The 26,957-nt window shown below is 33.6% G+C and carries 20 protein-coding genes; 7 read left to right on the forward strand and 13 right to left on the reverse strand.

The annotated features are described in order from the left end of the window. Window positions 1-15: 15 nt before the first annotated feature. Both DMZ43_RS12705 and DMZ43_RS12710 read right to left on the reverse strand, forming a co-directional pair. Complete coding sequence (locus DMZ43_RS12705) at window positions 16-2,853, reverse strand: TonB-dependent receptor (protein WP_131508766.1); 2,838 nt, start codon at window positions 2,851-2,853, stop codon at window positions 16-18. 93 nt (window positions 2,854-2,946) lie between these two features. After that, a complete protein-coding gene (locus tag DMZ43_RS12710) occupies window positions 2,947-4,218 on the reverse strand; it encodes a hypothetical protein (RefSeq protein WP_131508767.1) in 1,272 nt (423 codons plus the stop codon). 201 nt (window positions 4,219-4,419) lie between these two features. Between DMZ43_RS12710 and DMZ43_RS12715 the strand changes: the two genes are divergently transcribed. Together DMZ43_RS12715 and DMZ43_RS14865 are read left to right on the forward strand one after the other, a co-directional pair. Next, a complete protein-coding gene (locus DMZ43_RS12715) occupies window positions 4,420-5,763 on the forward strand; it encodes a deoxyguanosinetriphosphate triphosphohydrolase (protein WP_131508768.1) in 1,344 nt (447 codons plus the stop codon). A gap of 180 nt (window positions 5,764-5,943) precedes the next feature. Next, window positions 5,944-6,111 (forward strand): hypothetical protein, encoded by a 168-nt coding sequence (locus tag DMZ43_RS14865; protein WP_161566756.1) that lies wholly within the window; start codon window positions 5,944-5,946, stop codon window positions 6,109-6,111. Here the strand turns inward: DMZ43_RS14865 and DMZ43_RS12720 are convergent. Further along, window positions 6,085-7,869: a 1-deoxy-D-xylulose-5-phosphate synthase gene (locus DMZ43_RS12720; RefSeq protein WP_131508769.1), complete on the reverse strand. Its 1,785-nt coding sequence runs from the start codon at window positions 7,867-7,869 to the stop codon at window positions 6,085-6,087. The two genes, DMZ43_RS14865 and DMZ43_RS12720, sit on opposite strands and share 27 nt — an antisense overlap. A 22-nt stretch (window positions 7,870-7,891) precedes the next feature. After that, entirely contained in the window at window positions 7,892-8,917 is a 1,026-nt protein-coding gene (locus tag DMZ43_RS12725) for an energy transducer TonB (RefSeq protein ID WP_131508770.1), read from the reverse strand. Window positions 8,918-8,996: 79 nt separating this feature from the next. On the opposite strand from DMZ43_RS12725, the gene DMZ43_RS12730 reads away from it, so the two are divergent. Next, a complete protein-coding gene (locus DMZ43_RS12730) occupies window positions 8,997-9,446 on the forward strand; it encodes a nucleoside deaminase (RefSeq protein ID WP_131508771.1) in 450 nt (149 codons plus the stop codon). Window positions 9,447-9,509: 63 nt separating this feature from the next. Here the strand turns inward: DMZ43_RS12730 and DMZ43_RS12735 are convergent, their stop codons facing one another. The 8 genes from DMZ43_RS12735 to DMZ43_RS12770 form a co-directional block, all read right to left on the reverse strand. Beyond that, on the reverse strand, window positions 9,510-9,701 hold the full coding sequence (locus tag DMZ43_RS12735; protein WP_129760902.1) for a cold-shock protein: 192 nt from the start codon (window positions 9,699-9,701) through the stop codon (window positions 9,510-9,512). Window positions 9,702-9,789: 88 nt separating this feature from the next. Next, window positions 9,790-10,032: a hypothetical protein gene (locus tag DMZ43_RS12740; protein WP_131508772.1), complete on the reverse strand. Its 243-nt coding sequence runs from the start codon at window positions 10,030-10,032 to the stop codon at window positions 9,790-9,792. After that, window positions 10,029-11,804, reverse strand: a complete 1,776-nt coding sequence (locus DMZ43_RS12745) for a chloride channel protein (RefSeq protein WP_131508773.1) — start codon at window positions 11,802-11,804, stop codon at window positions 10,029-10,031. Before DMZ43_RS12745 ends, DMZ43_RS12740 begins: the two co-directional genes overlap by 4 nt. Window positions 11,805-11,849: 45 nt before the next feature. Continuing rightward, the gene (gene aspS / locus DMZ43_RS12750) at window positions 11,850-13,604 is read right to left on the reverse strand and encodes an aspartate--tRNA ligase (protein WP_131508774.1); all 1,755 of its coding nucleotides are present in this window, start codon (window positions 13,602-13,604) and stop codon (window positions 11,850-11,852) included. A gap of 126 nt (window positions 13,605-13,730) precedes the next feature. Continuing rightward, window positions 13,731-17,252, reverse strand: a complete 3,522-nt coding sequence (locus DMZ43_RS12755) for an efflux RND transporter permease subunit (protein WP_131508775.1) — start codon at window positions 17,250-17,252, stop codon at window positions 13,731-13,733. A gap of 15 nt (window positions 17,253-17,267) precedes the next feature. Next, window positions 17,268-18,458: an efflux RND transporter periplasmic adaptor subunit gene (locus tag DMZ43_RS12760; protein ID WP_131508776.1), complete on the reverse strand. Its 1,191-nt coding sequence runs from the start codon at window positions 18,456-18,458 to the stop codon at window positions 17,268-17,270. Between the two features lie 21 nt (window positions 18,459-18,479). Further along, complete coding sequence (locus DMZ43_RS12765; RefSeq protein WP_131508777.1) at window positions 18,480-19,895, reverse strand: TolC family protein; 1,416 nt, start codon at window positions 19,893-19,895, stop codon at window positions 18,480-18,482. Next, complete coding sequence (locus DMZ43_RS12770; protein WP_131508778.1) at window positions 19,895-20,506, reverse strand: TetR/AcrR family transcriptional regulator; 612 nt, start codon at window positions 20,504-20,506, stop codon at window positions 19,895-19,897. The genes DMZ43_RS12765 and DMZ43_RS12770 overlap by 1 nt, the downstream gene beginning before the upstream one ends. Before the next feature lie 122 nt (window positions 20,507-20,628). On the opposite strand from DMZ43_RS12770, the gene DMZ43_RS12775 reads away from it, so the two are divergent. Beyond that, on the forward strand, window positions 20,629-21,603 hold the full coding sequence (locus DMZ43_RS12775; protein ID WP_129760910.1) for a polyprenyl synthetase family protein: 975 nt from the start codon (window positions 20,629-20,631) through the stop codon (window positions 21,601-21,603). Further along, window positions 21,603-21,953 (forward strand): hypothetical protein, encoded by a 351-nt coding sequence (locus tag DMZ43_RS12780; RefSeq protein ID WP_131508779.1) that lies wholly within the window; start codon window positions 21,603-21,605, stop codon window positions 21,951-21,953. Before DMZ43_RS12775 ends, DMZ43_RS12780 begins: the two co-directional genes overlap by 1 nt. Here DMZ43_RS12780 and DMZ43_RS12785 read toward each other — a convergent pair. Continuing rightward, window positions 21,950-22,483, reverse strand: a complete 534-nt coding sequence (locus DMZ43_RS12785) for an alpha-ketoglutarate decarboxylase (RefSeq protein WP_131508780.1) — start codon at window positions 22,481-22,483, stop codon at window positions 21,950-21,952. The two genes, DMZ43_RS12780 and DMZ43_RS12785, sit on opposite strands and share 4 nt — an antisense overlap. 113 nt (window positions 22,484-22,596) lie before the next feature. Between DMZ43_RS12785 and DMZ43_RS12790 the strand changes: the two genes are divergently transcribed. Next, window positions 22,597-25,353 carry a 2-oxoglutarate dehydrogenase E1 component gene (locus tag DMZ43_RS12790; protein ID WP_131508781.1) on the forward strand — a complete coding sequence of 919 codons (2,757 nt, stop codon included), beginning with the start codon at window positions 22,597-22,599 and terminating at the stop codon, window positions 25,351-25,353. Window positions 25,354-25,390: 37 nt separating this feature from the next. Next, window positions 25,391-26,608, forward strand: a complete 1,218-nt coding sequence (gene odhB / locus DMZ43_RS12795) for a 2-oxoglutarate dehydrogenase complex dihydrolipoyllysine-residue succinyltransferase (RefSeq protein ID WP_131508782.1) — start codon at window positions 25,391-25,393, stop codon at window positions 26,606-26,608. The last annotated feature ends 349 nt before the right edge of the window (window positions 26,609-26,957 follow it).

A 26,957-nucleotide genomic window follows, 5' to 3' on the forward strand; every position in this document is an offset into this window, starting at 1 on the left:
ATAAAACTAATTTGATTAAAATTTAAAGCTATAACCTAAAGAAAACTCAATTCCTGGATCTCTTAATGAGAATATTTGATCATCTGCTCTAAAAGATTCTGATAAGCTTTCTTTCTTATCGTTTAATAGGTTGCTTATTTTTAATTCTATAGAAGAGTTTTTGGTCTCTCCAAAAGCTTTGTTTAATGTAAAGTTTAAACTGTTAAAAGGCTGTGTGTAAACATCAGGAACAATTCCTGTTCCAACAACCTCAAGTGTTTTACCTTGTACATTATAAAATAATCCCGTTTGTAAACCAATGTCTTCGTTGTTATAGTCTAAACCAATATTTAATAAAAATGGTGATTGTCCTTGTAGGTCACGCTCTCTATCTATTGATTCTCCTTCTCTTGCAGCAAGTACTCTACGGTTATATTCTTGCTGAGACATTTCAAGTTTTGAACTTATTACAGATACGTTAGCATTGAATTTAAGGTCATTTAAACTTTCTAAAATAAAGCCTAATCGTTGTCTAAATTCAAACTCACCACCTATTACAGTAGCGTTACCTAAATTAGCAGGTGTTAATTGGTTTGCTGCTGATTCGAAAAATGTAATTTCGATAGGGTCTTTAAAGTCTTTATAAAAACCACTTATTGCAAACATTTGACCTGAATCGCCATAACGCTCATACCTTAAATCAAAGTTGTTGATGTAAGAAGGAACTAAGTCTAAATCACCAATAAACAGTCTGTTAGTAATTGGGTCATAGATTTGTGAGTTCGATTGTTCCTTAAATGATGGTCTAGCTGTAGTACGATAGTAAGAAGCTCTTAAATTTACATTGTCATTTAAAGAATAAATTAAGTTTGCTGATGGGAAAAAGTCAAACTTATCTTGAACTTCTTCTCTTTCATAAACAATGTCTTCTTGAGTATCTGCACCAGTATAATAAGCTTTAAAATACTCAGTTCTTAAACCTAAAACGGTCTTGAATTTCTCAGTAATGTTAAACTCATTAGAAATGTAAGTTGAAGCAATGTTATGTTCACCTTCATAAGCGTTATCTGGATTAAACGTATCACCAAAGGTAATATGAGTTCCGCTATCAGAGTCAGGTGTCCAAATGTTTTGTGTAGCTAATAAGTTATCTACATTTCCGTTTTCAATAAATGAATCGTCTCCAGTTATTTGAAAAGTGAATGCATCAATACTAAAATCTCTAAACTTATATACATAGCTACCACCAAACTTTAATTGCGCAGGACTATTAAAAAGGTTGTATTTTTTCTTTAAGTCAATTTTACCAACCCAGTTTTCTTCTTGAAGCCATCTCCAAATTCTTATTGGGTATGTAGCAGTACTAGGACTAATAACAAATGTGTTATTGTCTGAAGGTCTCAATGGTGTAATACGATGATCTTTGTCGTACACTTTAGAAAAGGTAGGAGAAAGTTTCCAATCTAAGTTCCATGCATTTTCGTCATTGCTAAATCTATGACTACCACTAAGCAAAAAGTTAGTTACAGAACGCTCAGTATAAGTAAGTGCATTTTTATAGATAGGTGCTTGAGCTCCACCAGTTCCATCTTCAGAGATCTCTTGGTTATATACACCTGCAGTTGATTCACCATTTTGAATATGTAGTGCATTAAATTTGTACTTTGACTTTTTAGTCTTAAGAGATACACCAGCAAGTCCATTTAAAATAATATTGTTAATACCTTCAGATCCTCTTGAGCTTAATGTGCTGTTAAGTTGGTATTCAGAAGGGTCACCATTTTGTCTTATCCAAGCTCCATCTATTCTTTCTTCATAAAATGTTGTTTCATTTTTGTAAGAAAAAGAGGTTTGGTAACCTAGTTTCATGTCATTGCCTAAATCATACTGATCACCAAGTGTGAAACCTAAGTCAAAATTCATTCCACTATTTTCTTGCTTAGCAGCTAATTCTTTATTGAATTTATCTGTTAAAGAAGTTAATAACAATCTGTTTTCAAAAGTACCAGGTATAGGTTGGTATCTGTTTATTGGAAGGTTTCTTGTGCCATCATCATAACCAAAAAAATCAGTATCACTACCAGTATATGTCAAGTATTTGTCATTAAAGTGCATATCAGGATTGTATCCCATACCTAGAGAAATTGAAGACTCAAATTTATTTGGGAAATCTTTTGTGATAATATCAACTACACCACCTGTAAAATCAGCAGGATACTCAGCAGAAGCAGACTTTAAAACTATTACATTATCAAGTATACTTGTTGGGAATAAATCCATTTGAATTGTGTTTCTGTCTGGATCTAAACCAGGAATATCAACACCATTTAAAATAGATTTAGTATAACGGTCTCCAAGACCTCTAACATACACATATTTTCCACCTTGAATAGAAACACCAGGTACACTTTTTACAGCCGTAGCTACTGAACTTGCTCCACTACTTTTAATGGATTGAGCAGAAAGACCATCTAATAAAGTCACAGACTTTTTTTGCATGTTCAATACTGCATTTTCAGTATTTCTTTTTACTGTTGTGGTTACTACAACGGTTTCAAGTGAGTTTGTACTTAAGGTAACATCAATTACAGTAATTTCGTTAGACTTGATAACAATTTCACTTATTTCTTGAGTGTCATAACCAACAAAAGAAAATATTAAAGTATAAGTTCCAGGTTCTAATTCTAATTCATATTTTCCATCAAAGTCTGAAGTTGTACCAGTAGTAGTGCCTTTTACAAGTATGTTTGCAAAAGCCATAGGCTCAACAAACTCACCATCCATTACTGTTCCAGCAACTTTACCCTTTTGAGCATAAGAAAAAGAAACTGCAAGAAAGAAAAAGAAAATAAATGTAGATATATTTTTTTTCATAATAAATATTCTATAAACAATTGTCCACCCTGTTTTAGTGGACAATTGTTTTTTTTAAGGGAGTTAAAACGTTGTCTAGATTAATGTCTAGATTTATTGCAAAGCACCAGAAGCGCTAGCATAAGTCCAGTCAAAGTCTGATAAATCAGCTCCAACTGTTTGAGATCCTAGAGTTACAGCAGTAGCTTCAGATCCAAAACCTGTTACTGTTACAGTTTCAGCTTTATTTACAAAGATGTCTTCTACGTTAGCAACACCTGTAGGTAAAACAATTTCCCAGTTGCTAAAAGTTACTAAACCGTCGTTGTAATTAGTTGCAACACCATCGTTGTCTAATTCAACATCTGATTCAGCTTTAAATCCGTAAGCAAGAATATTGTTTGTAGCTCCCATTGCATTACTTCTATAGTCAGCATACTCACCATCAGCAGTTACAGTGTTACCAATAATAGTTGCGTTTTGTAAAGTAAAAGAACCTGTTAAAGAACCTTCAGGACCATCAATTTCAAATGCGTGGTCAGAAGCTTCTCCTAATACTACAACAGCGTTATCAATAGTACCAGAGTAAGCTTGATCAATATCTAAAGCGTCATCTCCTTGTCCCCAAACTAATAAGTTAGAAGCGTTAACTGAACCACCAAAGAATTCAATACCGTCGTCTACGTTAGCAACAACCTCAATATTGCTAATAAGAGTTCCAGTTCCAACACCACCTAGAGTTAAACCGTTAATTTCGTTACCTTCTCCAATTAAAGCTCCACCATGACGAATAGAAATGTATTGTAATACACCAGAGTTGTCAGCAGCATCAGAACCACCATAAAGACCAAATGTGTCATCAGCAGGAATACCTTCTATTTGAGCTTCAGTAATATCTCCAGAGAAAGAACATGGAGCATAACCCATAACTAATAATCCTCCCCAAAGACCTCTATCGTTTACATCTAGGTTAGTACCAGCAGTTTCTCCACAAGTAATGTTATCACTTGTAGAAGTAAAGATAATTGGCTGAGAAGCAGTTCCTACAGCGTTTATTTTAGCACCTCTAGCAATAATTAATGCAGAAGCTAATGAACCAGTTCCTGGAGAACCTTTAATTATTGTACCTGGTTGGATAGTTAAAGTAGCACCATTGTCTACCACTACTTTTTGGTTTAAAACATAAATGTTGTCGCTAGACCAAGTTGTGTCTGAAGTAATTGCTCCTGTTACAGAAACAGTAGGGCAAATATCTCCTCCACCATCTCCACCACCTTGGTTGATGATTGTAGTTTCCTCAATAATAATAGGAGTATCGTCATCTTTAAAACAGCCAGTAAATACTAATGATAGCATTGTTAATACGGCTAAAGTTAATTTTCTCATTTTACTTTTTTTTAAAATAGTTTTGTTATATTAAATCGATGCTGCAAAGAAACTGTTGAACTGTAAAGACAAGGTTAATCAGAAGTTAAACATTGGTAATAAAAAAGTTATTTAAATGTTACCAAACCTTGATTTTTTGAGTTTCTCTAAACATTAAATTAACATTGAATTAGCTATCTTGCGAGCACTTAATATTTTGTTATGAATTGGGAACAGTTACTCTCTTTAAAACGATTTGGTGATACTAATAAAAGGCTAAGAAAGGAGCAGGATGAGACTAGATTAGGGTTTGAGGTTGATTATGATAGGGTTATATTTTCTTCGGAGTTTAGAAGTCTTCAAGACAAAACTCAAGTTATTCCACTTTCTAAAACCGATTTTGTTCATACTCGTTTAACGCACAGTTTAGAGGTAAGTGTCGTGGGTAGGTCTTTAGGTAGAAAGGCAGGACAAAGGTTAATAGAGAAGCATCCTTATTTACAAAATATTCATGGTTATCAAGCAAATGATTTTGGAGCTATTGTTGCCGCAGCTGCTTTAGCGCATGATATTGGTAATCCGCCTTTTGGACATTCTGGAGAAAAAAGTATAGGTGAGTTTTTTAAAACAGGAAAAGGTGTAAAGTTTAAAGATAAACTTACGCAAAAAGAGTATCAAGATTTATGCGACTTTGAAGGAAATGCCAATGGCTTTAAAATATTAACCGAGAGTAGACCAGGTAGAGAAGGAGGTTTAAGGTTGAGCTATGCTACCTTAGGTGCTTTTATAAAGTACCCTAAAGAGTCATTGCCTAAAAAGCCAACGACTCATATTGCTGATAAAAAATATGGCTTTTTTCAAAGTGAAAAATCAGTTTTTTTAGATGTTGTTAAAGAACTAGGTCTTGTAAAGCGTGGTAATGATAATGATATTAGTTTTAGTAGACATCCGCTAACTTACTTGGTTGAAGCTGCTGATGATATTTGCTACACTATTATTGATTTTGAAGATGGTATCAATCTTGGGTTAATACAAGAAGAATATGCGCTAGAGTATCTTATTAATCTTGTTAGAGGCTCAATTAATACTTCAAAATACCACGAATTAACGACCACACAAGATAGAGTTAGTTATTTAAGAGCTTTAGCCATTAATACATTAATTAACGAAGCTGTTGAATTGTTTATTGAAAATGAAGAAGCTATTTTGGATGGAACATTTTCTAAAGCTTTATTGGATTTGAGCAAATACAAAGCTCAAATAAAGGATATTATTCAAATAAGCATTTCAAATGTTTACCAGTCTGAAGAGGTGATTGATAAAGAAATTTCGGGTTATGAAGTCCTAAATCAGTTATTGAGTGTATATACTGATGCTGTCGACAATAAATTGAATAATTCACTTTCTAGTTTTAATAGTTTAGTTCTAAAATCATTACCTAAAACTGTTAATTTGAATGATGATAATCTTTACAGTTGCCTAATGGCTGTATGTAATTATATTTCTAAACTTTCTGACAGTAATGCAATTTTAACCTATAGAAAACTTAAAGGGAATCACCTATAAATACTCCAATTGTTAATATAAATGTTGATAATTTTCAATTGTTTTTTTTAAAAGTGGTTGAATTAAGCCTGAACTTTGAGAGTATAGATGGGAAATTAAATAATCGCATTTCATCGATAAAATTTGTGTTTTAACGATGATTTGTTATATTTGTTAACACAATCCCATAAATCTACTAAGATGAAAAAAAATCTATTAGGTGCGATAGTTATATTTTTTGTAACAGTAGCGTTTTTGCTAATGATAGACGATATCTCTAAAAGCAAAAATTCACAGCATGTACAAAACATTGATATGTACAATGTAGATCAGCAACCAGATTTAGCTACTACTGATACTGAGGAATAGCTCTTCAATAGTTTTAACTAAGCTATCTACATCCATTTTAGAAACCTTTTGTAATTGGTCAACAGTTCCATGTTGAATAAATTCATCAGGAATACCAACAACTTCTGTTTTTGCTGAGTAATCATATTTTGACTTAAACTCTAAAACTGCACTACCAAAGCCACCAACTACTGTTCCGTCTTCAACAGTTATTACACCTTTAAACGTTTTAAATATATGATGCATTAAACTCTCGTCAAGAGGTTTAGCAAAACGCATATCATAATGAGCAATTGCATCAGTATACTTGCAATTTTCAATAGCACTTTCAACGTTTTTATAAATAGAACCAATACTTAAAACAGCAATGTCTTTACCTTCTTTTAGTTGAATACCTTTACCTATTTGTAAGGTTTCAAAAGGTGTTTTCCAATCTATTACACTACCTCGTCCTCTAGGATATCTTATTGCAATTGGATGGTCTAAACCTAATTGCGCAGTGTACATAATATTGCGTAATTCAATTTCGTTTCTAGGTGCAAAAACAATTAAATTAGGGACACATCGTAAGTAAGCCAAATCAAAAACACCATGATGTGTCGCTCCATCTTCACCAACCAATCCTGCTCTGTCCAAGCAAAAAATGACAGGAAGATTTTGAGTAGCAACATCGTGTATTACTTGGTCGTAAGCACGTTGTAAAAATGTAGAATAGATATTACAAAATACAGTAAATCCTTGGGTAACCAAACCAGCAGCAAAAGTTACTGCATGTTGTTCGGCAATACCAACATCAAAAGCACGTTTAGGAAATTCTTTCATCATGTATTTTAAAGAACTTCCAGTAGGCATCGCAGGAGTAATCCCAATTATGTTTTTGTTGTTTTTTGCAAGCTCAACAATGGTTAATCCAAATACATCCTGAAATTTAGGAGGTTGGCTAGAACCCGATTTAACAATCAGTTCGCCTGTTTTAGCATTGAACTTTCCTGGAGCATGATATTTTACTTGATCGTTTTCAGCTTGCTTTAACCCTTTTCCTTTAGTAGTTATTATATGAAGAAACTTTGGTCCTTTAACGGTTTTTAGTCTGTTGAGCTCTGAGATTAAAAGTGGTAAATCATGGCCATCAATTGGTCCTGAATAGTTAAAGTTTAGAGCTTCAAAAATATTGTCTTGCTTTTGAGTGCCTTTTTTTACGTTGGTTAAATACTGTTTTAAAGCGCCAACACTTGGGTCTATTCCAATAGCATTGTCGTTTAAAATCACCAACAAATTAGCATTAGTTACTCCAGCATGATTAAGACCTTCAAAAGCCATTCCACTAGCAATCGATGCATCACCAATGACTGCAATATGGTGTTTGTTTTCATCCTTTAATTGAGATGCAATTGCCATTCCTAAAGCTGCTGATATTGATGTAGAAGAATGCCCAACACCAAAGGTGTCAAACTCACTTTCACTACGTTTAGGAAACCCACTAATACCACCAAATTGCCTGTTGGTGTCAAAAACGGTTTTTCTGCCAGTTAAAATTTTATGCACATACGCTTGATGACCAACATCCCAAACCAAAATGTCATCAGGAGTATTAAATACGTAATGTAATGCTATTGTAAGTTCTACAACACCAAGACTAGCACCAAGATGTCCTTCTTTAGTTGCGATAATGTTAATGATAAATTCACGCAGTTCTTTGGCAAGTTGAGGTAAATCATCAACTGATAATTGACGTAAATCCTTAGGAACGTTAATATGGTCTAAATGTCTTTTTTGCACTATACAAAAGTACAAGAATTAATTAGTCTTTAATATCAAAAATAATAGGTAAAGAATATACTGATGCAACATTTTTATCACGCTGTTTTGCTGGAATAAATTGAGGAAGTAGCTCCATAACTCGTGTGGCTTCTTTATCAAAATAGGGATGAGGCGATCTTATTTTGATGTCTTTTGTAGCACCTTGCTCATCTATAGTGAATTGGACATACATTTTTTGTTTGCCAGATAAATCTAAATGTCCTTGCTGTATTTTAAAATTCTCAATCACAAATTCTTCGATTTTTTTATTAAAATAATCTCGTTTTTCAACAACACTTAAACTTTTAGGTGTGTTTTTAAACTCAGGAGGATTTTCAACTTGAATAAAACTTAATATTATATTTTTTTCGTCGACTTCAAGCATTCCTTCAACTTCAATAATTTCTCCAGTTACATTAGGAATAGGGCAAAAAGGAGGAGCAGTAATTTCTGTAGAATCTTTTTTTGATGTCTTTGAGGAAGTTTTATCGGTTTTTGGGTGTTCATCAATTTCAATAACTATACCAGTTAACACAGGTTTTGGTGGTGGTTTAATGCCTTTAATAGTATCTTTTTTTGATTTCTTTTCTAGAGTTTCATCAAGTATATGTTCAATATCTTTATCAATTTCTCCCATTTTTTCAATAGTGTCTGTTTTTGCATCTATCAACTCAATGCTTTCAATTTTCTTTGTATTGCCTTTTTCATCAGCACAACTAAAAATAGTGGTTCCCATGGCTAATAATAATGCCAATAAGAACATTTTATGAAAACTTAGTGTTTGATCAAAAACACTTTGAGACACTTTTAGGTTAATGGTATCTAATTGACTTTGTTTAATGTGTCCACAAATGCGCTGGTGTTTGTTGGCATGGATAAAGTCTTGAATGTCATCAGTGGTCATGTTTGTAAAGTCGACAACGGTTTTGGAGCAAGATTGACAAAAACGTCCTTTTTCATTAGGCGTCATTTTCAACCAGTTTTCATGACATGGTTTGGGAATAGAAATTGAATAGTGAGGTTTCATAATTAATAGCTTTGTAGTTTGAATATCAAATTTCTTGCCGATTTGTTTTTGATTCAATTAGAATTGTATTTTTACAATCATGGAAAACCCTTTTGACGATACCTATTTTATGAAAAAAGCTTTGCAGGAAGCTGAAATTGCTTTTGAAAAAGGCGAAATTCCTGTTGGAGCTGTTATTGTAATTGAAGATAGAATTATTGCAAGAGCACATAACCTTACTGAGTTACTCAATGATGTTACTGCTCATGCCGAAATGCAAGCCATTACTGCTGCAGCAAATTTTTTAGGAGGTAAATATCTGCACAATTGCACATTATATGTTACTCTAGAACCTTGCCAGATGTGTGCAGGCGCATTGTATTGGAGTCAAATATCTAAGATAGTGTATGGAGCTAGTGATGAAGAGCGTGGTTGTATAAACCTAAAAACAAAACTACATCCAAAAACTAAAATGGTAGGAGGTGTACTGCAAGACGAAGCTTCGCAACTGTTAAAGCGTTTTTTTATTGAAAAACGCAATTTAAATTAGAGCATAAAAAAACGCCCAACATTTCTGTTGAGCGTTGAAACTGTGATAAATAAAGTATATCGCTTAGAGAACTTGCACGTTAGCGGCAACCATCCCTTTTCTTCCTTCTTCTTCTGTGTACTCCACACTATCGCCTTCACGAAGTTCAACACCATTTAGGTTTGAAACGTGTACGAAAATGTCTTTTCCTGTTTCGTCGTTGGTAATGAATCCAAATCCTTTTGAATCATTAAAAAATTTAACTGTTCCAGTCATTGTAAAAAAATATTAATTAAAGGACAAAGGTATAATATTAAATGAAGCAATATGTTAACAAATTGTATTTTTATTAAAAAATTGATAATCAGCGTTTTTTTTCACGATTTCGCATTTTTTCTAAATTCTCATTGGTAATCATATAGTCTTTAAGATTTTTATCTTTCCATCTGTAGTATGAAAACAACGGAAACACAACAAAAAACAACCCTACCACACCTAATCCAATAAGTTTTTGAGAGTATTCAGCATCAATAACAAAACCACAGATAATAGATGCTAGTGAAGCAAAAAACGCAATGCCTGTAAAAATTTTTATAAATCGAATCATGATGTAAAATTAATCAATTCGCGTCTATAGGCAGTGAGTAATTTAGATTTTGACACAAACCCATAGTACTTCCCATCTTTTATCACTGGTAAATTCCAAGCTCCAGAATCTTGAAAGCGCTGCATTACTTTTTGCATGGAATCTTCATTGTAGTTTATATAATCTGGTGGATTATGCATAAAAGTTTCAACTGAGGTAGTGTTATATAAACTTTGGTCAAACATCACATTTCTTATGTCATCCAGTAAAATAATACCAACCAATCGTTTGTCTTCATCTACAACAGGAAACAAATTTCTGCTTGATTTTGCAACACCTTTATGAAGCATTTTGCCTAAAGACATTTCAGGATGTAAAAGCGTAAAATCATTTTCAATCACGCCATCTAATGTCATTAATGTTAATACACTTTTGTCTTTATTATGAGTTAACAAAGCGCCTTTTTCAGCCAATTCTTTAGTGTAAATAGTGTGCTCAACAGCATTTTTGGTAATAATGAACGACATAGAAACTGTAATCATTAACGGAACAAAAAGTTCGTAGCCACCAGTAATTTCGGCAATTAAAAATATAGCAGTTAAAGGCGCGTGAAGTACACCAGCAATTAAACCTGCCATTCCTATTAAAGTGAAATTAGATTCAGAAACATTAAAATTTAGTCCAAGATTATTAATGATTTTTGCCACAACATTTCCCAAGGCACTACCCATAACCATTGTTGGGATAATAATACCACCAGCTCCACCAGCTGCAAGAGTTGTGGTCATGGCAATGGCTTTAAAAATTGTAATCCCTATTAATAAAGCAATAACCACCCAAATGTTATCAATAAAAGCGTCAAAAGGAGTTTTTCCTAATGCTTTTAGATGGTTGTCGTGTAATAAATCATTTATAAAACCAAAACCTTCACCATATAAAGGCGGAATAAAATAAAGCATAGTACCTATTGCTAAACCACCTATAATGAGCTTTTGACCATTGGTTTTAAACCGATTAAAAAATGCATAAACGCCAAAGTATATTTTAGAAAAATAGATAGAAGCTATTCCTGTTCCAACACCAAGTACTAAGTAAAACAGCGTGTCTTTAATGGTGAATTTATCAACAACGGTAAAGTTGAACAGCACTTCATCACCTAAAAAGAAATAAGATGTCAATACCGAAGATACCGAAGCAATTAAAAGCGGAAGTAATGAAGCAAATGTGAGGTCTAAGCTAAAAACTTCAATAGCGAAAATAATTGCTGCAATAGGCGATTTAAAAATAGAAGCTATAGCACCTGCAGATGCACAACCTATTAATAAAGTTCTTGTTTTTCTATCAATATGAAATAATTGACCAATATTAGAACTTATAGCCGAAGCAGAAGCTATTGCAGGACCTAATAGTCCTACCGAACCACCAAAACCTACTGTTATTGGAGCAGTAATTAGCGGTAAATAAATTTTACTTCGCTTTAATAAACCATTCTTTTTGGAAAGTGAAAATAGTATGGTTGGGATAGCGTGTTCAATAGGTTGTTTTGAAATATGCTTAACAAATAAATACACTAACCACAAACCAATAATTGGAAAAATGAAGTAAAAACTACTTTGAGAAAAAGTAATGGTTTCTAAAAACCACTCAATACCATAGGTGATATTTTTTATGATTACTGAAACAATTCCAGCTAGTAAGCCAATTAAAATACTTAAAAGAAATACAAAGTTTTTATGGGAAATATACTTGTATCTCCAAATATGTATTCGTTTTAAGAATGATTTTGCTGGCATAAATTAAAACTACTAAAAAATCCTGCAAGTAGCAGGATTTTATTTTTATGATTTTAAATTGAGTTTTAAATTGAGTTCTGTGAGTTGCTCTTCATCAATAGGAGCAGGAGCATCTATCATAACATCTCGACCAGAATTGTTTTTTGGGAATGCAATAAAATCTCTAATGGTTTCTTGTCCTCCAAGAATAGCCACTAGTCTATCTAGTCCAAAAGCTAAACCACCATGAGGAGGAGCTCCATATTCAAAGGCATTCATAAGGAAACCAAACTGTGCTTTTGCTTCTTCTTCGGTAAACCCTAAATAGTCAAACATTAAGGCTTGTGTTTTTTTATCATGAATTCTAATAGAACCACCACCAATTTCGTTTCCGTTTAACACTAAATCATAAGCGTTTGCTTTAACAGCTCCAGGATTGGTTTCTAAAAGTTCTAATTGTCCTGGTTTTGGAGAGGTAAATGGATGGTGCATGGCATGGTAACGCTCTGTGTCTTCATCCCATTCTAATAATGGAAAATCCATTACCCAAAGAGGCGCAAATTCATCAGGTTTTCTTAATCCTAAACGTTCAGCAAGCTCCATACGTAAAGCACTTAACTGTGTTCTTACTTTATTTGTGTCACCAGATAGCACACAAATTAAATCTCCTGCTTTAGCTTCAGTTACTTCAGCCCATTTAGCTAAATCGTCTTGGTCATAAAACTTATCCACTGAAGATTTGAAAGTACCATCATCATTACAACGACAATACACCATTCCTAAAGCGCCAACTTGCGGACGTTTTACCCAGTCAATAAGTTTGTCTATCTCTTTTCTTGTGTAACTGTTTCCTCCAGGAACAGCGATTCCTACTACTAATTCAGCGTTGTTAAAAACACCAAAGTCTTTATGTTGTGCTACTTCGTTAAGTTCTCCAAACTCCATTCCAAAACGAATGTCTGGTTTGTCGTTTCCATACAAGCGCATAGCATCGTCATAAAGCATTCTTGGGAATTCTTGAATATCAACTCCATTTACTTCTTTAAGTAAATGACGTGTTAAACCTTCAAAAGCGTTTAAGATATCTTCTTGTTCTACAAACGCCATTTCACAGTCTATTTGTGTAAACTCAGGTTGTCTGTCGGCACGTAAATCTTCATCTCTAAAGCATTTTACAATTTGAAAATACTTATCCATTCCACCAACCATAAGCAATTGCTTAAAAGTTTGTGGTGATTGTGGAAGCGCATAAAATTGACCTTCGTTCATACGAGAAGGTACCACAAAATCACGAGCTCCTTCAGGAGTAGACTTAATTAAATAAGGAGTTTCTACTTCTATAAAACCTTCTTTTGATAAATAGTTGCGAACTTCTTGAGTAACTTTATGTCTAAATATTAAACTGTTTTTTACTGGATTACGACGAATATCTAAGTAACGATACTTCATACGTAATTCTTCACCTCCATCAGTTTCATCTTCAATAGTAAAAGGCGGTAATTTGGCAGAGTTTAAAATGGTTAATTTGCTTACCAATATTTCAACATCACCTGTAAGTATGTTAGGGTTTTTAGAAGCGCGTTCAATAACAGTTCCTGTAACTTGAATGACAAACTCACGACCTAGCTTTTGAGCTTGTTCCATCATGGTTTTAGAAGTACGTTCTTCATCAAAAATAAGTTGTGTAATACCATAACGGTCGCGTAAGTCTACCCAAACCATAAAGCCTTTATCACGAACTTTTTGAACCCAACCAGAAAGTGTTACTTCTGTATTAATATGTGATGCTCTTAACTCACCACAGTTATGACTTCTATACATACTATAAATTTTGATGTGCAAATTTAATGAAGTTAAATGATTATCAAATAAAAAAAGCCTCAACATTTGTCGAGGCTTTTCTGCTATTAATCAAACTACTTAAACAGGGTTAAGATAGTACTTTCATTATTCTTCAATGCGTTCATTCATAGAAAACGCTACTTGCTCCTCTTCTTCATTGCCAGATGATCTTTTTCGGAGCCACATTTTAAACTTAGTGACTAAGAAGAATAGAACAGGAACTATAATAAGGGTAAGGAACGTTGCAATAAGTAATCCGTAAATTACTGTCCAAGCTAATGGTCCCCAGAAAATAACGTTGTCACCACCAATGTATACATTAGCATCAAACTCTTTAAATAATGTAAAGAAATTAATGTTTAATCCAATGGCTAATGGTACTAAACCAAATATAGTTGTGATTGCAGTTAATAGTACTGGACGTAAACGTGCTTTACCTGCTTTTACAATACTTTCGTATAAATCTTCTTCTTCAAGGTAATCGTCATCTTCAAGATTAAGATTTACCTTTTTTCGGTCAATTAACAGTTGTGCGTAATCTAAGAGTACAACACCATTGTTTACCACAACTCCTGCTAGTGATATAATACCAACCATAGTCATCATAATTACAAAGGCACTTCCTGTTATAACAATTCCTCCAAATACACCTATTAAACTTAAGAAGATCGCTAACATGATAATTGTTGGCTTTGAAATAGAGTTAAACTGAAATATTAAAATGAAGAAAATTAAACCTAAACCTGTAAAGAATGCACCCATTAAAAAGGCCATTTGTTTTTCCTGTTCCTCAATTTGACCAGTATAATCTACTTTGATGTTTTTAGGCAAACCTTCGTAAGCCTGCATTTCATTTCGAATTTGATTTACCACAGCTCCTGCATCAGTAAATCCTGGTGCTAATGCTGAATAAACTGTTACCACACGCTTGGTGTCTTTGTGTTTAATAGCACTAAAACCTGAAGTATTTTCGGCATGAGCAATGGCAGAAACAGGTATCTCTTTAATTTGCCCACTTGCCATATCTCTAAATGTGATTTTTTGATTGAAAAGTGCACTTTTATTGTAGCGGTTATCTTCATTAAATCTCACATAAATATCATAATCGTCACCACCTTCTTTGTAAATACCAGCTTTAGACCCAAAAATAGAATTACGTAATTGCTGCCCAACTTGTGATGCAGATACACCTAATTCACCTGCTTTTTCTCTGTCAACAATAACACGCATTACAGGTTTGTCTTTGTTAACATCAATTTTAAGCTCATCAATACCAGCTACGTTTTTACTGTTGATAAACTCACGCATTTGCTCAGCAGCATTGATAAGTTCGTTATAGTCTTCACCTTCTAATTCGATATTAATTGGAGCTCCTGCAGGAGGTCCATCAACATTTTTTTCTACAGAGATTAATACACCTGGGAATATGCCAACTAAAGCTTTTTGAACTTTTTGACGCAGTAACTCACTGTCTTCACCTTCACGATATTTAAACTCACGCATTGATGCGGTAATTTTTGCTTTGTGAGGCATTTCGGCAGCTGAACCACCATCGGTTTGTGGGTTTCCTGCACCTTCACCAACTTGAGATACAGCACTTTCAACCATAAAGTTGTAATCGCCATTTTTATATTGGTCGTCATCTAAAACATCGTAAACAATCTTTTCAATTTCTTTAGTTATAGCATTGGTTTTTTCAATTGCTGTACCCTCAGGATATTCAATGTAAACAATGATTTGATTCGGGATATTATCTGGGAAAAACTCTACTTTGGTACGTTGGGTAGCTAATGAAGCTCCAAAAGCTATAAAAGCAATAATAAGCAGTAAAAATGTTCCGATAGCTAAACCGTAAGGACGCCAACCTTTTAAGGCTTTACGCAATTGTCTTTCATACCAGTTTTCTAGTTTTACTAATGTTTTGGTTTGGAAATTATTTGCCCATTTACGTAAAAACAATCGATACACCCAAAGCATAACAGCTGTAAATACCATTAAGGTTCCTAAAGCTCTGTATTCTCCACCAACAATAAATATAATAAGACCTATAACAGCCATTATAATTGTTGTTCTTATGATTTTGTGAAGTGGCATGTCTTTGTCTTCGGTATTCATAAATTGAGATACTAAAACAGAGTTAAAGAAAATAGCCACGAATAATGATGACCCTAATACTATAGATAGTGTTTGAGGTAAAATCATCATAAATTCTCCCATAATTCCAGGCCATAACCCTAATGGAATAAAGGCAGCCACAGTAGTTGCTGTTGAAATGATAATTGGGAAAGCAATTTCACCAATACCTTTTTTAGCAGCTTCAATTCGGCTCATGCCTTCTTCGTCCATTAAACGATAGACGTTTTCAACAACCACAATACCATTGTCTACCAACATACCAAGTCCCATAATTAGCCCAAACAATACCATGGTATTTAGGGTAATACCAAACATGCTCAGTATCATGAGTGACATAAACATAGACATTGGTATGGCAAACCCAACAAATATGGCGTTTTTGAATCCTAAGAAGAACATTAAAACGGTTACTACCAGAATAACCCCAAAAATGATATTGTTTACCAAATCATCAACTTGACCAATAGTAACTGAAGATTGATCGTTAGTAATGGTAATGTCTAAATCTTGAGGGAAAACATTTTCTTTAGATTCTTTAACTATAGTATGAATTTGTTCTGCAGCATCCACCATGTTTTTACCAGCACGTTTTTTTACATCGAGCATTACTACTGGATGTCCATACTCACGAGCATAAGTGGTTTTGTCTTCTTCTTTAAAGCTGACCGTTGCAACATCTTTTAAATAGATAGGATAATCGTTTTCAGACTTTACAACAAAGTTTTCCAATTCTGAAGGTGTTTCGATTTCACCTAAAACTCTAATAGTACGACGTTGTCCACTCGCTTTGATGTTACCAGCAGACATAGTTACATTTCCACCATTTATGGCATTAATGATATCGCTAAAAGTTACTTTAGCTGCGGTCATTTTATAAATATCTACTGCAACTTCAACTTCTTTTTCTTGCGCACCACGAATAGCAACTTCTTTAATTTCTAGTAAGTCTTCAATTTCATCTTGAAGGTACTCACCATATTCTTTAAGTTTTTCTACAGGATAATCACCAGAAATATTAATGTTTAGAATTGGCATTTCTTCTGAAAGACTTAGCTCAAACACATCAGGTTCTACTTTTGCACCATTAAATGTTGGCCAATCCTCGCCAGCAGTTTCAGATTCTATTTCGTCTTTCACCTTTTGTTTGGCTTGTTCAACGGTTAAGTTTTCGTCAAACTCAACAATTACCATAGAGTAATCTTCGGCTGAGGTAGAGGTTATTTCTACTACATTACTTACGGTTTTTAGCTGGTCTTCTAGTGGGTCTGTTACTAGTTTTTCAATGTCCTCAGCTGTGTTTCCTGGAAAAACAGTGCTTACATATATTTTGGTTTCGTTTACTTCTGGGAAGTTTTCTCGTGGCATATCAAAAAATGCCGAAACACCTAGATAAAAGAATACCAATATAAGGACATACATTGTCGTTTTATTGTTGATTGCCCATGAGGACAACCCAAATTCTTTATTGACTTTTTTCTGTTTGTCAGTCATAACTTTGGTTGATCGTTAATTGATTGAGTCTTTATTGATATTAATTACCTTAACTGTTTGCTCGTCTTTAACACTACGTGCACCTTCTTTAATGATTTCAGCACCTTTTTCAATTCCTGAAAGGACTTCAATAACATCTCCTTGTGTTTTACCAGTTTTGATAATTACTTTTTTAGCAACACCTTCTTCTTTGTCATTTTTATCTTCAACAACATATATGTATTGCTCGCCTTCAGCATTTTCAGAAATAACACTTTGAGGAATTAAAATAGCATTCTCGTTAGTGTAATCGTTGATTTTTAACTTCGCTGTTAAGTTTGGTTTAATAGTATTGTCTCCTTTAGGTAATCCAATTTCAACTTTAAATGTTCTGTTAGCAGCATTGATAAAATCTCCTGCTTGACGAACATTACTTTCAACAGTTTTACCAAGTACAGGAAACTCAACATCTACATGTTTACCTACAGTAACGTCTTTAATGTAACGCTCAGGAACCTCAGTTTCTATATACATATTACTTAGGTTTACAATTCGCATTAAAGGCGATTGACCAGCAGCTACAACACTACCTTGTTCGGTGATAACGTCATCAATAGTTCCAGAAAAAGGAGCTCTTACAGTAGTTTTGGCTACTTGCTGTTTTATTTGGTCAACAGCTTTTTGTTGCGCTTCGTAATTAGATTTTGCTTGTAAAAACTGAATTTCACTACCTATGTTTTGATCCCATAAACGTTTTTGACGTTCGTAAGTGGTTTTAGCTAAATCTGCTTGAATTTGAAGCTGAGACAATTGTTGACCTAATCCGCCATCATCAATTTTAGCTAACACTTGTCCTTTAGTTACCTTTTGTCCTTCTTTTACATATACATTGGTAAGAATACCATTATACTCTGGTGTGATTACTAAAAGGTCTTTGGTTGTAACATTACCTTGAACTTCAAAATAGTGGTTAAACGCTTCTTGTTTAGCTGTAATTGTAGTAATAAGTGGTACTTTTTTTACAGTATCTAGTTTTGAAATAACAGCATCTAGTTGTTTTAGCTTTTCATTTGCTTCGTGTTGTTCTGCAACAACTTCAGCACGTTTTTGGCGTAATAATTCTAGATTGTTGGAGCTTAAAACATTCTCCATAGAGTTCTTTTTGTTTTCGCCTCCACATGAGACTAAAACTAAAGCTGTAATTACTAATAAATATATTTTTTTCATGATGTGGTATTACGTAATTGATTAGTTTGATTGAATAGTGTTAAGTGTGGTTTCTAATTCTGCTTTAGAGTTAATTACATTAAGCATAGCTTGTAGAAATTCTTGTTGAGCAGTATATAGTTGAGTTTGAGCTTGACGTAACTCAAAGCTAGAACCTACACCTTCAAAAAATTTGGTTTGGTTTTTACGCTCGATACGTTCGGCTAGATTAAGATTTTCTTTTTTGTTGTCGTATTCTTCAATAGCAAATTGGTATTCGCTTTTAGCGTTAGCTATTTTAAGCCTTATTTGTTGTTCGGTTTCGGTTAAATCAGCTTTTGCTTTTTCAAGATTTATTTGAGCACGTTGTGTTGAAGCACTTCGCATACCTGAACTAAATATTGGAATGTTTAAGCTTACACCAAATAATGAAGAACCAAACCAATCTTGATCCTTTTCTAAAAAGGAAAAATCATCGCTAAATGCAGAATAACCACCATTAACAAAAGCGTTTAGTGTTGGTAATGCTTTGCTTTTCTCTAGTTTAACCAAAAGCTCTTTTGAAATCATATCGTTTTCAGAAATTTGAAAATCAATAGTATTTTCAACAGACTCGTCAGCCTCTAATAACTCTAAGCTTATATTTTGTGCAGTTAAGGTTTCTAAATTATCAGTAAGTGTTGTTTGAGAGTTTAAGTCAATACCAAGAGTTATATTAAGCATTTGGTAAGCTAATGTTTTTAAACGCTCAGTATTTCTTAAGTTACTTTCTACACTAGATAATGTGATTTTTAATTGCTCAACGCTCTCTTCTTCTTCAAGACCATTTTCATAAATCTTAGTAGTCTCGTTAAGGTTTTTAGTTAGTACTTCTAAGTTTCTTTTTAAAATAGAAATACTTTCTTCTGCAAGTAATACATTTCCGTAAGCGTTAATTACTGCTTTCCTTACTTCTAAGTCGGTTTTAACTTTAGCATTTTCAGAAATTTGTAAATACACTTTTGCCGATTGTAAGCCAACAAGATACGATCCATCAAAAAGTAATTGAGACAAGGTAGCTGTTGCAGTTACGCTTTGCTTTGTTCCAAAACGTAAAGGAATAAACCCTTGAGGAGTAGTAACATTGAAGTTGTCTTGAGTTACATCAAAATAGTCATTCACTATATCAATAGTGCTTTGAGTATTGTCAAAAGCAGCAGCAGGTAAAAGCTGAACTTGTTGTTTTAACCAGTTTTGATAATCTACACCAACATTAACTTGTGGTAATCCTGCAGCAGTGGTTTCCCATTTTTGCTTTTTGGCTGCTTCTATATCTCGAGTAGCATTTTGTGCCGATCGATTGTTTTCTAGAGCATAATCTATAGCTTCCTGTAGGCTAAAATTATAGACATTCTCTTCTTGAGCAAAAGCTGACCAAGACAAGAATAACCCTAAAAGGATAATTGAGATGTGTTTCATTAATTATTGTTTTGATTGATTTGTAAATACTTGTTTAAGTGTTCTAGTCCTTTGCTTGTACAAATACCTCGCAAATGGTATTCTAGATAATTGTTCATAAGCATTCTCATAGAAAAATGTTCTAATGGAAATAATGACTTGTCTTTTAAAGCCATCATACAATTAAAATAGATTTTTGAAATGAAATCTGAATTCAAATCTTCTCTAAATAATCCCATTTTTTTACCACGTTCTATGTTGCACCCAACACAATCTTCCATAACACACATTTGCTTTTCTTTAATGTTATGGAAAATTTTTGGATAGTATTTTTCTAGTTGATATTGAGGAGAAGACTTTTCATCTTTTAAGTTTTTCATCAAAAACTGTTTGATTTCATAAATCTCTTCAATAGGGTTTTTTTCTTGGGTTCTAATCTCTTCAATACCAGTAGAAATAATTTGAAACAAAAGCATTACTGCTTCTTCAACCAATACGGTTTTGTTTTCAAAATACTGATATATTGTTTTTTTAGAGATGCCTTGCGCATTGGCAATGTCATCCATAGTTACACTCTTAAACCCATAGGTTAAGAACAAATCGACTGCTGTTTTTAAAATATCTTGCTTCATAATTCTGAGGCAAAACTACGACAGGAAACTTTAAAAACAAAAAAAGTTTCCAAAGTTTTAACAATTATTTAATATTGAAGATTGTGCTTGTTATACTGACGACAAATACCGATTTTTGTTTCATGCAAACAGTACAATATTATCAAGAGCAGTTTATAGCTTATTTGGAAGAGTTTACAAAACAACGTGAGCCAGAAAACCTTTATAATCCAGTTAATTATATTTTAAAGTTAGGAGGAAAGCGCTTGCGACCTGTTTTAACTTTAATGGCAGCCGAAGTTTTTAATTGTGAATACCAAAAAGCGCTTGATGCAGCTTTGAGTGTTGAGGTGTTTCATAATTTTTCATTAGTTCATGACGATATTATGGATGATGCACCTTTGCGAAGAGGTCAAGAAACTGTTCATGAAAAATGGGATATTAACACAGGTATTTTGTCTGGTGATGCGATGTTAATTTTAGCATATCAGTTATTCGAAAACTATGAAGCGACTACTTTTCAGGCTTTGGCAAAGTTGTTTAGCAAAACAGCTTTAGAGGTTTGCGAAGGACAACAGTATGACATTGATTTTGAAACACGAGATGATGTTACTATTCCTGAGTACTTAAAAATGATTGAGTATAAAACCGCTGTTTTGGTTGGTGCTGCTATGCAAATGGGAGCAATTGTAGCGCAATCTTCTAAAGAAGACCAAGAAGGTATTTATGCTTTTGGCAAAAACTTAGGTATAGCTTTTCAATTACAAGATGATTATTTGGATGCTTTTGGAGACCCAAAAACGTTTGGAAAGCAAGTAGGTGGTGATATTATAGAAAATAAAAAGACCTTTTTATATTTAAAAACCCTAGAGTTTTCAAATGCTAATGATAAGTTACAGTTGCAGCATCTTTTTAGTATTAATCCAACAGACGCTAAGGATAAAATAGAAACCGTAAAGCAGTTGTTTGAGTCGAGTGGTGCTTCTGAAGCTACAAAAGAAGAAATAAAAAAATATACCGAAAAGGCGTTTTCAGTTTTAGAGCATCTAAATATTTCAAATGAAAATAAAGCTATCCTTAAAGCATTTGGGGAACAATTAATGAACAGAAATGTATAATGCAGCTACCAGCAACTTTTGAAGAATTAATTGATGAGGCAAATAAGCTTGAGTTGTATTCTAAATTAGTAAAGCAATTAAACAAGGATTTCTTATTTGCTAATATTGATTTAGATTTTGATGAAGCTATTTTACCAACAAGTTTAAAGCTACTGCTTCATGAAACCGTTTACAAACTCATTCAAGAAAAATTTGCGGAGTACCTTAACTTACTTTACATCATTGATGTGCCTGAACATAAAATAAAGCAGCTAAATGGTGATGATACTCTAAAACTTTCAGAAGAGGTTACCTTTTTAATTTTGCTTCGCGAATGGCAAAAAGTATGGTTTAAGCATAAATACTCTTAAAAATAAAACCTAACAAAAGGCATCCAAGGGTCAGCATAAATGCTTTTGTCTTCATCATATAAAACGTCATATCGAATACCAAAGGTTACATTTTGAGTTCTGTAACCAGCACCAATAAATAAAGCAGGATACCAATAGTTTTGGTCTTCAATACCTAAATTATCTTCCCATTTTCTGTTCACGTTGAGTTCTTCAAATTCTGCAGAAAGCTGAACTTCATTTATAGGTTGAAAAAGACCAATTAAACTACCTCCAAAAATGGTGGATTTATAAAAGTTTTTTCTGGAGTTGTAAGTTCCATTAAGTCCAAGCCCTAACGCAAATTGATTATTGAATTCATAAATAGCACTTGGTGCTAAAGTGCCACTAAAAAAGCCATCACCAAAGCTTAGTCCTACTCCTCCTCCAAATCGCACATGATTCCAAAAATCGCTAGTGTTTTCTTGGGCATTTACAGTGTTAAAACAAACCGAAATAAGTATTAATAAGATGATTTTTTTGAGGTTAAATTTTGTAGAAAAGGTCTTCATAGTATAAATAGTTGAAAAAGAGATGTTATAAATATAATAAAACATAAGTGTATTATAGTAAAAGTTGTACTTTTGTATAAATTTTGTCGGAACGATACAGTTTTTAACTACTTATGGATAAATATTCCTTTTTAAACGCAGCACATACAGCATATTTTGCTGATTTATACGAACAATATTTACAAAACCCAGACTCAGTTGAACCAAGTTGGAGAGCATTTTTTCAAGGTTACGATTTTGGTAGTGAGAGTTACGGAATGGAAGGTGAAATTATTGAAGGCGTTTCTACCCAAATTCCTGAGCATGTACAAAAAGAGTTTCAGGTTATAAAACTTATTGATGGTTACCGTAGCAGAGGTCACTTGTTTACAAAAACTAACCCAGTAAGAGCAAGACGTAAATATGTTCCAACGCTAGATATTGAACATTTTGGATTGTCTAATAGTGATTTAGATACTGTTTTCAATGCAGGTGAAGTATTAGGGATTGGAGCACAAACTTTAAGAGAAATCATCAAACACCTAGATAGTATCTATTGTGATTCTATTGGTGTTGAATACATGTATATTAGAAAACCTGAGGAAATCAATTGGATTCAGGAAAAATTAAATATCAACGATAACCAACCAAATTTTTCAGCAGAACAAAAAAAGCATATCCTTAAAAAACTTAATGAGGCTGTCTCTTTTGAAAGTTTCTTGCATACAAAGTATGTAGGTCAAAAGCGTTTCTCTCTAGAAGGAGGAGAGTCTTTAATTCCTGCATTAGATGCTGTAATTGAAAAAGCAGCAGACTATGGTGTTAAAGAGTTTGTAATGGGTATGGCACATAGAGGTCGTTTAAGTACGCTTACAAATATCTTTGGAAAATCTGCAAAAGACATCTTTAGTGAGTTTGATGGTAAGGATTATGAAGAAGAAATTTTTGATGGAGATGTTAAGTACCATTTAGGTTGGACAAGCGATAGAGTTACCGACTCTGGCAAAAAAATAAACCTTAACATAGCACCAAACCCTTCACACTTGGAAACTGTTGGAGCAGTTGTTGAAGGAATTACTAGAGCAAAACAAGACGATAAATATCCTGAAAACCCATCTCAAGTACTACCAATAGTTGTGCATGGTGATGCAGCTATTGCTGGTCAAGGATTAGTATACGAAGTTGTGCAAATGGCACAATTAGACGGTTATAAAACTAATGGAACCATTCATATTGTAGTAAATAACCAAATAGGTTTTACTACTAACTATTTAGACGCAAGGTCAAGTACTTATTGTACTGATGTTGGTAAGGTAACATTGTCACCTGTATTACACGTAAACGCTGATGATGCCGAAGCTGTAGTACATGCCATGTTGTTTGCTTTAGACTTTAGAATGCAGTTTAAACGCGATGTATTTATAGATTTATTGGGTTATAGAAAGTATGGTCATAACGAAGGTGATGAACCTAAGTTTACACAGCCATTACTTTATAAAGCTATTGCAAAGCATCAAAACCCAAGAGACATTTATGCTCAAAAACTAATTGACCAAGGTATTATCACTAAAGACCATGTATCACAATTAGAAGAAGATTACAAAGCATCTTTAGAAGAAAAATTAGAAGACTCTCGTAAAGAGGATAAAACAGTAATTACTCCATTTATGCAAAATGAATGGACTGAATATATTACTGTTGATGAAAATAAAATGATGAAACCTGTAGATACTGCTTATTCTGCTGAAGGATTAAAGCGTATCACAGAAGTAATTTCTTCATTACCAAAAGACAAAAAATTCATACGTAAAATAGAGCGTTTAGTACAATCCAGACAAACTATGTTTGATGAAAACAAGTTAGACTGGGCAATGGCTGAGCATTTAGCTTATGGTACTTTATTAGAAGAAGGTCACGATGTTCGTATATCTGGTCAGGATGTAGAACGTGGTACATTCTCTCACAGACATGCCGTTGTAAAAGTAGAAGATAGCGAAGAAGAAATTGTATTACTTAATAAGTTGAGTGATAAGCAAGGAAAATTCTTTATCTATAACTCACTATTATCAGAATATGGTGTGGTAGGTTTTGATTATGGTTATGCTATGGCAAGCCCTAAAACCTTAACCATTTGGGAAGCGCAATTTGGAGATTTCAGTAATGGAGCTCAAATTATGCTAGACCAATATATTTCTGCAGCTGAAGATAAATGGAAACTTCAAAATGGTTTGGTAATGTTATTACCTCATGGTTATGAAGGTCAAGGTGCAGAGCATTCATCAGCACGTATGGAACGTTACTTACAACTATGTGCAAAAGATAATATGTATGTAGCAGACTGTACAACACCTGCTAACATGTTCCATTTATTACGTAGACAAGTAAAAGCAAAATTCCGTAAGCCTTTAATTGTGTTTACGCCTAAGAGTTTATTGCGTCATCCATTGTGTGTGTCAACAGTTGATGAGTTTGCAAATGGTAGTTTCCAAATGCTAATCGACGATGAGTCTGTAAAAACTGATGCTGTAAAAACGCTAGTGTTTGTAACAGGTAAGTTTTATTATGACTTATTAGAAGAACGCGAAAAACTAGAAAGAAACGATGTTGCTTTAGTAAGAATAGAGCAATTATTCCCATTACCAGAAAAAGAAATTAAAGCTGTTTTGGAAAAATACAGTCATGTTGAAGATATGGTTTGGGCTCAAGAAGAACCAAGAAATATGGGAGCTTATAGCTTTATGTTAATGCATTTAGATGAAGCTAAAAACTTTAGAGTAGCATCGCGAAGAGCTTATGGAGCACCTGCAGCAGGAAGCTCAGTACGTTCTAAAAAACGTCATCAAGAAGTTATTGATTTCGTTTTCGATAAAACAAAAAACAACCAACGATAAAATAAAAACAAATCCAAAAACATAAAATTATAGAACAATGATTTTAGAAATGAAAGTACCTTCACCAGGAGAGTCTATTACTGAAGTAGAAATTGCAGAATGGTTAGTGCAAGATGGTGATTATGTAGAAAAAGATCAGGCCATTGCTGAAGTAGATAGTGATAAGGCAACTCTTGAGCTTCCAGCTGAAGCGAGCGGAACGATTACCTTAAAGGCAGAAGAAGGTGATGCAGTTGCAGTAGGAGAAGTGGTTTGTTTAATTGATACAAGTGCAGCAAAACCAGAAGGATCTGATGCACCTGCAAAAGAAGAGAAAAAAGAAGAAGCACCTAAAGCTGAAGAAAAGAAAGCAGAACCAGTTGCAGAGAACAAAACGTATGCAACAGGAACAGCAAGTCCTGCAGCAAAAAAGATTTTAGCTGAAAAAGGAATGGAAGCTTCTCAAATACAAGGCACAGGTAAAGACGGTAGAGTAACCAAAGACGATGCTGTAAACGCAAAACCATCTATGGGAACTCCAACAGGAGGAAGCCGTGGAGAGTCACGCTCTAAACTATCAATGTTACGTCGTAAAGTAGCAGAGCGTTTAGTATCTGCTAAAAACGAAACAGCAATGTTAACCACTTTTAATGAGGCTAACATGACACCTATTTTTGAATTGCGTAAACAATACAAAGAAGAGTTTAAAGCAAAGCATGGTGTAGGTCTTGGTTTTATGAGCTTCTTTACGTTAGCAGTGGTAAGAGCATTAAAAGAATATCCAGCTGTTAACTCTATGATAGATGGAAAAGAAATGATTTCTTACGATTTCTGTGATATTAGTATAGCAGTGTCAGGACCAAAAGGACTTATGGTTCCAGTAATACGAAATGCTGAAAACTTAACCTTTAGAGGTGTTGAAGCTGAAGTAAAACGTTTAGCATTAAGAGCTCGTGATGGTCAAATTACTGTTGATGAAATGACAGGTGGTACATTTACGATTTCAAATGGAGGTGTATTTGGTAGTATGTTATCTACACCAATTATCAACCCACCACAAAGTGGTATTTTAGGAATGCACAATATTATTGAGCGTCCAATTGCTGTTGATGGTAAAGTTGAAATTCACCCAATGATGTATTTAGCATTATCTTATGATCACAGAATTATTGATGGTAGAGAGTCTGTTGGATTTTTAGTTGCAATTAAAGAAGCACTTGAAAACCCAGTTGAGTTATTAATGAATAATGATGTTAAGAAAGCTTTAGAGTTATAAAGTAATAGACATATCATATAAAACAAAAAGCGCAATTCCCCTTAAATTGCGCTTTTTTCTTGAAAATAACTAACTAATAACTAAAAAAAATTGACAAGAATATTTATAGATATTATTAAAATGACACTAATTACTAAACCAATAATAAAAAGCTTATTAGAAGATTTTAAATTATGTTTCATCTTAATCGAGTCAATATTTTCACTCAAAATCCCTGGGCAATTAAGCCCAGAGCTTTCAAGTTTCCCTTATAAAAAATTAATAGCACTGTAAAGGTCTAGAATAATTGAAAGCCAAACAATACGTAACGTTACGTATATTTTGGTTTTTTGTAATAAAAAAAGTGCAA

It is taken from the genome of Meridianimaribacter sp. CL38 (genome assembly GCF_004328055.1).
Taxonomy (GTDB): Bacteria; Bacteroidota; Bacteroidia; order Flavobacteriales; family Flavobacteriaceae; genus Gaetbulibacter_B; species Gaetbulibacter_B jejuensis.